The organism is Dethiosulfatibacter sp. (assembly GCF_983023055.1).
This window is the reverse complement of sequence record NZ_CEZJXU010000015.1, coordinates 6010-14252: the sequence shown is the minus strand read 5'-3', so window position 1 is coordinate 14252 and position 8243 is coordinate 6010. Positions and strand designations below refer to the sequence as shown.

The 8243-nt window shown below is 35.1% G+C and carries 12 protein-coding genes; 8 read left to right on the top strand and 4 right to left on the bottom strand.

The annotated features are described in order from the left end of the window. The 4 genes from AC3AX0_RS01570 to AC3AX0_RS01555 form a co-directional block, all read left to right on the top strand. A partial coding sequence (locus AC3AX0_RS01570; protein WP_487548546.1) for a DUF711 family protein occupies positions 1-771 on the top strand: 771 nt, incomplete at its 5' end. Between the two features lie 161 nt (positions 772-932). Further along, the gene (locus tag AC3AX0_RS01565; protein WP_487548545.1) at positions 933-1838 is read left to right on the top strand and encodes a DMT family transporter; all 906 of its coding nucleotides are present in this window, start codon (positions 933-935) and stop codon (positions 1836-1838) included. Further along, positions 1822-2568, top strand: a complete 747-nt coding sequence (locus AC3AX0_RS01560; RefSeq protein ID WP_487548544.1) for a hypothetical protein — start codon at positions 1822-1824, stop codon at positions 2566-2568. Before AC3AX0_RS01565 ends, AC3AX0_RS01560 begins: the two co-directional genes overlap by 17 nt. 12 nt (positions 2569-2580) lie before the next feature. Further along, positions 2581-3201, top strand: a complete 621-nt coding sequence (locus AC3AX0_RS01555) for a histidine phosphatase family protein (RefSeq protein ID WP_487548543.1) — start codon at positions 2581-2583, stop codon at positions 3199-3201. 26 nt (positions 3202-3227) lie between these two features. Here the strand turns inward: AC3AX0_RS01555 and AC3AX0_RS01550 are convergent, their stop codons facing one another. Genes AC3AX0_RS01550 through AC3AX0_RS01540 form a run of 3 tightly spaced genes read right to left on the bottom strand, consistent with a single transcriptional unit; the run spans position 3228 to position 5334 of the window. Further along, the gene (locus tag AC3AX0_RS01550; protein ID WP_487548542.1) at positions 3228-4454 is read right to left on the bottom strand and encodes an ATP-grasp domain-containing protein; all 1227 of its coding nucleotides are present in this window, start codon (positions 4452-4454) and stop codon (positions 3228-3230) included. 4 nt (positions 4455-4458) lie between these two features. Next, complete coding sequence (locus tag AC3AX0_RS01545; RefSeq protein WP_487548541.1) at positions 4459-5196, bottom strand: glycosyltransferase family 2 protein; 738 nt, start codon at positions 5194-5196, stop codon at positions 4459-4461. Further along, positions 5197-5334, bottom strand: coding sequence for a hypothetical protein (locus AC3AX0_RS01540; RefSeq protein ID WP_487548540.1), 138 nt, complete (start codon positions 5332-5334; stop codon positions 5197-5199). Positions 5335-5435: 101 nt separating this feature from the next. Here AC3AX0_RS01540 and AC3AX0_RS01535 point away from each other — a divergent pair, with 101 nt between their 5' ends. Then, entirely contained in the window at positions 5436-5648 is a 213-nt protein-coding gene (locus tag AC3AX0_RS01535) for a sulfurtransferase TusA family protein (RefSeq protein WP_487548539.1), read from the top strand. Here AC3AX0_RS01535 and AC3AX0_RS01530 read toward each other — a convergent pair. After that, the gene (locus tag AC3AX0_RS01530; RefSeq protein ID WP_487548538.1) at positions 5645-6541 is read right to left on the bottom strand and encodes a LysR family transcriptional regulator; all 897 of its coding nucleotides are present in this window, start codon (positions 6539-6541) and stop codon (positions 5645-5647) included. The two genes, AC3AX0_RS01535 and AC3AX0_RS01530, sit on opposite strands and share 4 nt — an antisense overlap. A 473-nt stretch (positions 6542-7014) precedes the next feature. Between AC3AX0_RS01530 and AC3AX0_RS01525 the strand changes: the two genes are divergently transcribed. The 3 genes from AC3AX0_RS01525 to AC3AX0_RS01515 form a co-directional block, all read left to right on the top strand. Continuing rightward, complete coding sequence (locus AC3AX0_RS01525; protein WP_487548547.1) at positions 7015-7629, top strand: YeeE/YedE thiosulfate transporter family protein; 615 nt, start codon at positions 7015-7017, stop codon at positions 7627-7629. Between the two features lie 100 nt (positions 7630-7729). Then, positions 7730-7960 carry a sulfurtransferase TusA family protein gene (locus AC3AX0_RS01520; protein WP_487548537.1) on the top strand — a complete coding sequence of 77 codons (231 nt, stop codon included), beginning with the start codon at positions 7730-7732 and terminating at the stop codon, positions 7958-7960. Between the two features lie 89 nt (positions 7961-8049). Then, the coding region (locus tag AC3AX0_RS01515) for a sulfurtransferase TusA family protein (protein WP_487548536.1) at positions 8050-8243 on the top strand (194 nt) is incomplete at its 3' end.

Sequence of the window (8243 nt, the reverse complement as noted above, 5' to 3'; positions counted from 1 at the left end):
AATCCATTCATGGCTGGGTCATTCCACGGTGTAGGAGAATATGAAACTTCACTAAGTGTTGGAGTTAGTGGACCTGGTGTTGTAAAGGCTGCTCTTGAAGATGTAAGAGGAGAGCCTTTTGATGTTGTTGCTGAAACAATAAAGAAAACAGCATTTAAAATAACAAGAGCAGGAGAGGTTCTTGTAAAAGAGATTTCAAGGAGACTAAATGTTCCTTTCAATATCATGGATCTTTCATTGGCACCTACGCCGGAAATTGGTGATAGTGTAGCAAGAATCATAGAGGAAATGGGACTTGAAAAGTGTGGAGCACATGGAACTACTGCAGCACTGGCAATGTTAAATGATGCAGTGAAGAAGGGTGGTATAATGGCTTCATCCCATGTTGGCGGACTTAGCGGAGCTTTTATCCCTGTAAGTGAAGATGAAGGGATGATAGAGGCTGTTAATTTGGGAGCTATAACTATAGATAAGCTTGAAGCCATGACCTGTGTATGTTCCGTAGGTCTTGACATGCTTGCTGTACCTGGAGATACTCCGGCTAGTACCTTGTCTGGAATAATAGCAGATGAATGTGCTATTGGAGTAATAAACAACAAGACAACAGCTGTGAGGATAATACCTGTATATGGAAAAGGCCTTGGCGAAGAGGCTGAATTTGGCGGTCTTCTTGGAAGAGCTCCAATTATGCCTGTAAACAAGTATTCAAGTGAAGCTTTTGTAAACAGAGGTGGAAGAATACCTGCACCGATACATAGTTTTAAAAACTAAAGAATTGTATAAAAAACAGTAAACCGTCTTTCAACAAGGCGGTTTTTTTCTATTGGGTGACAACAAAAGTTTCAATTGAAAATGGTGGGATTATAATGTATCATGTCAATATAATTGAAGAAATCATAGTAGTATAAATAATATCAAAATTGGGGGCAGAAATGAACAAGGCACCGTCAAAATATTTTGTGTTTTTAGGATTGTTTCTAACAGCTACATCATCTATATTCATCAGATCCATAGATGCACCATCTCTAGCCATAGCGTCTTACAGGCTTCTGGCAGGAGCTCTATTTATGATGGTTCCTTTCTTGAGAGCTTTGGTGAAAGAAGGTACCACATTAAACAAGGAGGGTTTCTTTTTATCTGTTATCAGTGGGATTTTTCTTGCTGGTCATTTTGCAACATGGATAAGCTCTCTTGAATATACAACTGTTTCAAGCTCAACGGTACTGGTAGCATTAAGTCCGATTTTTGTAGCATTTTTTAATTTCGCTGTTTTAAAGGAAAGGTTAAAGAAAATTCAAACCATTGGAATTATTCTTGCTATTGCAGGTGCCATTATCATATCTGCAGGAGATATTTTAGTTTCCGGAGAAGCTTTTTTTGGTGATTTCCTGGCTTTCATGGGAGCAATGTTTTTAAGTGGATATTTTCTTATTGGCAAAAAAGTCAGGCGGTATTTAACTCTTGCGGATTATGCTTTTGTAACATATTCATCGGCAGCTGTCACCTTGTTTATACTTGCAGTTATAATGAAAACAGACATGTCCGTAAACGGGCCGGAACAGCTATCAGTTATGCTTCTCCACGGAATAGTATGTTCGGGACTTGGACATTCCATATACAACTGGATGCTTCAGCGTGTATCTTCAACATATGTATCCACTGTAACCCTGGGGGAACCTGTATTTGCCAGCATATTGGCATTACTCGCATTAAGCGAGGTTCCTACTATGCAGACTGTTGCGGGAGGTCTTATTGTAATAGCAGGATTATATGTATTTGTAAAGTCACTGGATTTTTCAAGACTGAAAGTTGGGAAAAACAATGAAAAAACAAATTAAATGGACGATTGTATTAGTATTGACATCAATACTAATATTGAATTCTTATTACATAATAAGCATCGCAGCAATGCTGTATTACAATGATTACAATGTAAAAAATTCAAATATAGAATATGACATAGAAAGCATAGGAATAACCAGCCCTTATGGAGACTGGTATCCATTGATGAATAAATTTTCATCAAAAGGATTCTCAAAATATGTAAATGAAGATGTTGATTTGCTTATAATGTATTCATATGGTGATTTCAAGAAGGGTACATCTACACTCTTTGACAGCAAGAATAATCAATTCAACAGCTTCTACGGGTGTTACGTAATTGAGAGCAATGAAGACGGATATTTCGGGTATGACGAATCAGAAAAGCTTCAAATTGAAAAAATAGCACTCATACCGGAATATGATTTTAAATATCTAGTAGCTGGTGATATGGGTTTGGAAAAGGATGATTTCGTTCTGGAGTATACAATAGATGATTTAAAAGAATTCAGCGAAGGGGATTATCTTGAAATAAGAATAAGGACAAACAGCATCTATCACAGCTATAAGGAATTCAATATCAATTATATTCAGTATGGACTGCCTTATATAAAAAATGACGAGGAAGATTTTTATCCAATTGATATTTATTGCAAGATGAAGATAGAAAAGGTTGAAAATAATACTATTATTGTATATTATATATTTACGCCAACAAGGGAACTGGCTGATAATTGGCTTTACTAGGTGGAGGAAGTAATGAAGGTTTACATAACTAGACACGGAGAAACAGAATGGAATATAAAAGGAAGAATACAGGGGTGTTTGGATTCACCATTGACCGAACAAGGAATTTTTGGTGCGGAAAGACTATCTGAAGTTATAGTTAGTAAAGATATTGACATTATAATTTCAAGTCCTCTTTTAAGAGCATATAGGACTGCAATAATTGCAGCAGGAGATTCAAATATTCCAGTTGTAACACGAGATTGCTTAAAGGAAATAAATTGCGGAGAATTCCAAGGATACGGCTTTCAGGAGGTATGGGAAGTACATCCGGAGTTAAAGGATATAATAAAGATGGATCCTTACAACTTCAAATATCCAGGTGGTGAATCCTTAAAGGAATTTAACGAAAGGGTAATAAGTGGATTTGAGTTCATACTTGAAGAATACAAGAATACAAACGTTTTAATTGTAGGCCACGGAGGTACAATTAAATGCATCACATCCTATATTTCCAAAGAGGGTGATTCGAAGACATGGTTTGCAAATGTTGTAGATAATTGTAGTCTTACGGAATTTGATTATAATTCGGGAGAATTTAACCTTGTGGATTACAACAATACAGTCCATATGAAAAATGATAAAATAGTTTAAATTAAAAAGTCAATTTAAGGATATCCTTAAATTGACTTTATTAAAAGATTTTTCCCGTTTTCATCCAGTATTCGCATATTGTCAAATGCATACTGGATGTTTTTTTCGAGTTCTGCGTTATCCTTACCAGCAACTACGAAGTGACCTGCTCTTAAAGTTGCATTTTTTATTTTACCTATTTCATCACCGACTTTAAAATTATATGCTCCGTCTATAATCCTATTCTCTTTAATGAGTTTTGTTATACCATCCAAAACTATTATCTTTCCTGGAGTGGCGAAAAACAAGACAACGTTTAGTTTTTCTGATATTTCATTTACATAATTTTCTTTTTCCAGTAGGTTTTTTACCTTCAAAGTATCATTTATGAGGAGGGTGTGCATGTCAACACCTGTAAGGTATTTGATATAGACATCTTCAAAGGCACCGCCTATTCGTGCAGCGGTTTCATTTACCAGAACCCCATTTTTACCTATCAGCATCTGGAAATAAATTGGACCAGAAGTGATTTTGAATGCTTTTACAAGATCTTTTGTCAGTCTTATGATTTCACCTCCATATTCATCATAGTGCTTCGAAGGGAAGTTGTGGGAGGTGCAAATGCCTATATGGGGATGTATGTCGTAAGTTACCCTGTCTGTCACTGACAATATGTGAGTTTTATTCTCAATAACCCATCCTGATACTGTGATTTCATCGTTTTCATAAAATTTTTCTATTAATATTTCATCTTCTTCAGTAAAGGAAAATGTTTCATCAATGAGCTCTTCAAGTTCTTTCATTGAATCAATCTTCAAAACACCTCTTTGTCCCTGGCTGTCAAAGGGTTTGATTACGACTGGAAATTCGAGACCTTCAATATCCTTTTCAGAGTAGTTTCTTTTGATATATCTATAGTCTACGGTTGGTATATTGTGATTTGTAAATATGTTTTTCATGAATTTCTTGTTTGTTAACTCTTTGGCTTTGTTGGAAGCTATATAAAAGTTAAGATTTGACTTTTCAGAAGCAAGAGCTCCTGTAAATACAGGTTGGTCTGTACCTGCAGTCAGAATCCCATCTATATTATGTTTTTTTATCGCTTCAACTATTCCGTCGACATCAAAGGTTGAAATTTCTTCTTTTATATCTGCATACTTTTTACCTGGAGGGTCGGTGAAGTAGTCGCAAAGTACAACCTCATGTCCTCGATTTTTAAGTCCTTTTATTAAAGCTACCTGGCAGTTGCTGCCTCCTAAAACTATAAATTTCATATTTTCACCTGTTAATTGTATTTTTTATTATATATTGCCCGCCTCTTTTTCTGAAGAATTCCAGAAATGTAAAATTGCTGTAGTAAAGAAGTATCCTTAAGAATATAATCAATTGTTTTTTAAAATTGTAATTTGACTCTCCGTGTTTTCTTGATTCTTTTTTGTAAAAGACATTTCCGATTTTACTGTTATGTCTAACTACTGCTGCAGATATGTATACATATCTGTAATTATCAAGAAGGATAAGATCAACAATATTCCTTTTGATTACTCTGAAGGAGCTGATTCTTTTGTTTTTCGGTTTTTTGAGTATATATGTAAAAATCCTGTCAGTCAGCTTAGAACCAAGATTCCTGTAGTTTTCATCATATCTTACATCAGTTATCCCATAAACTATGTCATGGCCATTTTTGAGTTCAGTAATGAGCTTAGGTACGATATTTATTGGGTGCTGTAAATCGTCGTCCATATTCACTATAAGGCTGCCTTTCGCCAATCCCAGTCCGCAAAATATTGCATTTTGTTGCCCTGAATTTTTTTCAAGAAAAACCGATATTATTTTCTGATTTGCTCTACTGAGTTTTTCCATTGTTTCTTTTGAATTATCTGTAGAACAGTCGTCTATTAGAATGATTTCATAATCAAAACCATATGAATTTGACAGTGTTCCAATATTTTTGCATAATTCGTCCAATGATTTTTCGCTGTTGTAGACAGGGATTACAAATGATAGTAGCTCCATTTAAATCTCCTTAAGTATTGTTAGTAGGTTGTCGACCACATAGGATCCTTCACCGTCGGTTATGTCTGTCACCAGGCTCTTTAATATATGGGTTTTATCATTTTCGTTAATATCAATTTTGTTGAAAGATATATCCATAAAATCAACTCCACTAAACATTGTTACATAGTTGTCAAGGTTTTAACAATATTGTTTACTTATATTGGATTAACTATTATAATAATAAAGAGGTGTATACTATGAAAAAATTAGATTGTTTTGGTGATATTTGCCCTGTTCCCATAATTAAAATAATAAAAGAACTCCCAAAGCTTGAAGAAGGAGAAGCCTTGGAAGTTGTAACTGACCACAGTTGTGTAGTTGAATCAATAAAGGACAAATTCAAAAACAACAAATTGGAAATTGAAGAAGTAATGAATGGTGTCTGGGAAATTAGGATATATAAGGTCTAGCAGAAGCTTTTTTCGCCTATTTCCTTGAAGGTTCTTGAAAATTCCTCAACAGACTTTGAAGGATGACTTTCTTTTTTAGAAACCATAAATACATTGATGTTGATTTCGAAGTCCTTGATGTTTATAATCTTGAAATGCTTGTTGTAAAGCTCTTCTTTTATTGATATATAGGGAAGGAAAGCCACGCCATGTTTTCTGTGTAGTGATGACTTCACTGATTCTATTGAATCAAGTTGGAAGAGTATGTTCATGTCGTCATAGGAATAGTTGCTCTTGTTAAGCAAAGCGCCTATTTCATCTTTTACTTCATCTTGAACAATCATTGAAATCATAGGATATTCTATCATTTCATCCACTGTGATTTCTTTTGGAATATTATAATAATAAGAGGATGCCAGTACAAATTTATTGGTTCCAACCCTGTGATAGTTAAGGTTGGGGGCATCATTTTTTTTGTAGACAAAGCCCAAGTCGGCTATGTCGTTTGTAATATTATCTTTAATCTTGGTAGATATGTTAGTAATAACCTCATATTTGTGGGAAGGGAATTTCTCTTTTATGATATATAGTGAACAGGGAAGTGCATAATTTGATATGGAAGGACAAGCCTCCATATGAACAGTATGGGTATCTTCATTTCCATGCTCAAGCTCTGAAAGCATTTTATCATAAATGTTTATTATGTTCTCAGAATACTTGAGAACTATCTCGCCCATTTCAGTTACGGTTACGCCTTTGTTGCTCCTTTCCAGGAGCTTGTAACCCATGCTGTCCTCAAGCTTTTGAATTTGCTGGCTCAAGGCTGATTGTGATATGTGTATTTGCTTTGCAACCTTTGAAATACTTTTAACTTTTGCTACCTGATAAAAGTAATTAAAATATTCGATATGCATTATTAGTGCTCCTTTTGGCTATAATAAATTCTGATACTATATAATTATATCAAATAAATAGAAAATTACAAACTATGTTAATATATAGACAAGATTGTTAATAATATATCAGATTTAAATTCAAAAAAATTCCGTAAAGGGGTGAGAAAATGTCAGACGAGAAAAATAATCAGGAAAACGCTACACCTGAAAGAAGAAAACCTAGAAGACCTTCTCAAATGGCTCAAGAGGAAACAAAAACTTCACCTGCTGCAGAAACACCTGCAGAAAACAATGGTGAAAAAAGAAAACCTCGAAGACCTTCAAGAGAAGGACAATCATCGGAACCAAATGGTGAAGGTGAAGAAAGAAAACCAAGAAGACCTTCAAGAGCAGCATCATCTACAGATGCACCTGCAGAAGGCGGGGAAAGAAAACCTAGAAGAAGCTCGACCTCAAGCAGGGCAGGCTCTAGAAAGAAAAAGAAAGATCAAATGCCAATAGGTATGGCAGTTTTTGCAGGAATCATAGCTTTTGCTCTATATCTTAACTTTGCTAAGTCTGGAGAATTGGCGATGTACTGGGTAGTAGGAATCTGTTTCGGATTCATACTGCGAAGAGCAAGTTTCTGTTTTACAGCATCAATGAGGGACCCATACCTTACAGGTTCAACATCAGTAACAAGGGCTGTACTTATTGCTTTTGCAATAACATCAATAGGATTTACGGCAATCAAGTATGGATATTTCAGAATGGGTCTTCCAATACCTGGAATGAGCTATGTAGTGCCAATTAGTGTAGCTACAGGAGTAGGAGCATTCATATTTGGAATAGGAATGGTTATAGCTGGTGGATGTGCATCGGGTACTCTTATGAGAGTTGGAGAAGGATTCCACATGCAGGTATTGTCATTGTTATTCTTCGTAATAGGATCACTTTGGGGAGCACATGATTTCGGTTTCTGGAAGAGAACTTTCATGATTTCAGGAAAAAAAGTGTTCCTGCCGGATTACTTCGGTTGGTTTGGCGGTATAGCAGTAAACCTTCTTATTATAGTTGTATTGTATATTGCAGCTGAGAAGTGGGAAAACAGAAAAAACGCAGCTTGATAATTGAAGGTTGTTGTAAAAGTATAGTTTAGTAAAGAGTTAAATAGTTTGAAAAAAATACTAATATAGTAAAATTAAATGAAAAATGGAGGAAATTAAAATGGCTAAAGAAGTAATGTTAGATTGTCTAGGAGAAGCGTGTCCAGTACCTTTGGTAAAGGCAGAAAATGCACTTAAAGAACTTGCGGTAGAAGATGTATTGGTAGTACAGTGTGACCACAGTTGTGCGATGAAAAACTTACCTGAGTGGGCAAGAAAAGAAGGACATTTTGTTGATATCGAAGAAGTAGATGACGGCGAGTGGGAAATAATCATCGAAAAAGCTAAATAATCGTTGAAAATTGCATAAAACTGAAAACAAGTATAAATAATATAGACTTAAATACTAAAATCGAAAAATATTAATTGGAGGAAATTAAAATGGCTAAAGAAGTAATATTAGATTGTCTAGGAGAAGCGTGTCCCGTGCCTCTAGTAAAGGCTGAAAATGCACTTAAAGAAATGGATATAGAAGATGTGTTAGTAGTACAATGTGACCACAGTTGTGCGATGAAAAACGTACCTGAGTGGGCAAGAAAAGAAGGACACTTTGTTGATATCGAAGAAGTAGATGA

Coding starts and splice junctions, on each gene's coding strand:
- AC3AX0_RS01565 (WP_487548545.1), top strand. CDS start 933: ATGAACAAGGCACCGTCAAAATATTTTGTGTTTTTAGGATTGTTTCTA.
- AC3AX0_RS01560 (WP_487548544.1), top strand. CDS start 1,822: ATGAAAAAACAAATTAAATGGACGATTGTATTAGTATTGACATCAATA.
- AC3AX0_RS01555 (WP_487548543.1), top strand. CDS start 2,581: ATGAAGGTTTACATAACTAGACACGGAGAAACAGAATGGAATATAAAA.
- AC3AX0_RS01550 (WP_487548542.1), bottom strand. CDS start 4,454: ATGAAATTTATAGTTTTAGGAGGCAGCAACTGCCAGGTAGCTTTAATA.
- AC3AX0_RS01545 (WP_487548541.1), bottom strand. CDS start 5,196: ATGGAGCTACTATCATTTGTAATCCCTGTCTACAACAGCGAAAAATCA.
- AC3AX0_RS01540 (WP_487548540.1), bottom strand. CDS start 5,334: ATGGATATATCTTTCAACAAAATTGATATTAACGAAAATGATAAAACC.
- AC3AX0_RS01535 (WP_487548539.1), top strand. CDS start 5,436: ATGAAAAAATTAGATTGTTTTGGTGATATTTGCCCTGTTCCCATAATT.
- AC3AX0_RS01530 (WP_487548538.1), bottom strand. CDS start 6,541: ATGCATATCGAATATTTTAATTACTTTTATCAGGTAGCAAAAGTTAAA.
- AC3AX0_RS01525 (WP_487548547.1), top strand. CDS start 7,015: ATGCCAATAGGTATGGCAGTTTTTGCAGGAATCATAGCTTTTGCTCTA.
- AC3AX0_RS01520 (WP_487548537.1), top strand. CDS start 7,730: ATGGCTAAAGAAGTAATGTTAGATTGTCTAGGAGAAGCGTGTCCAGTA.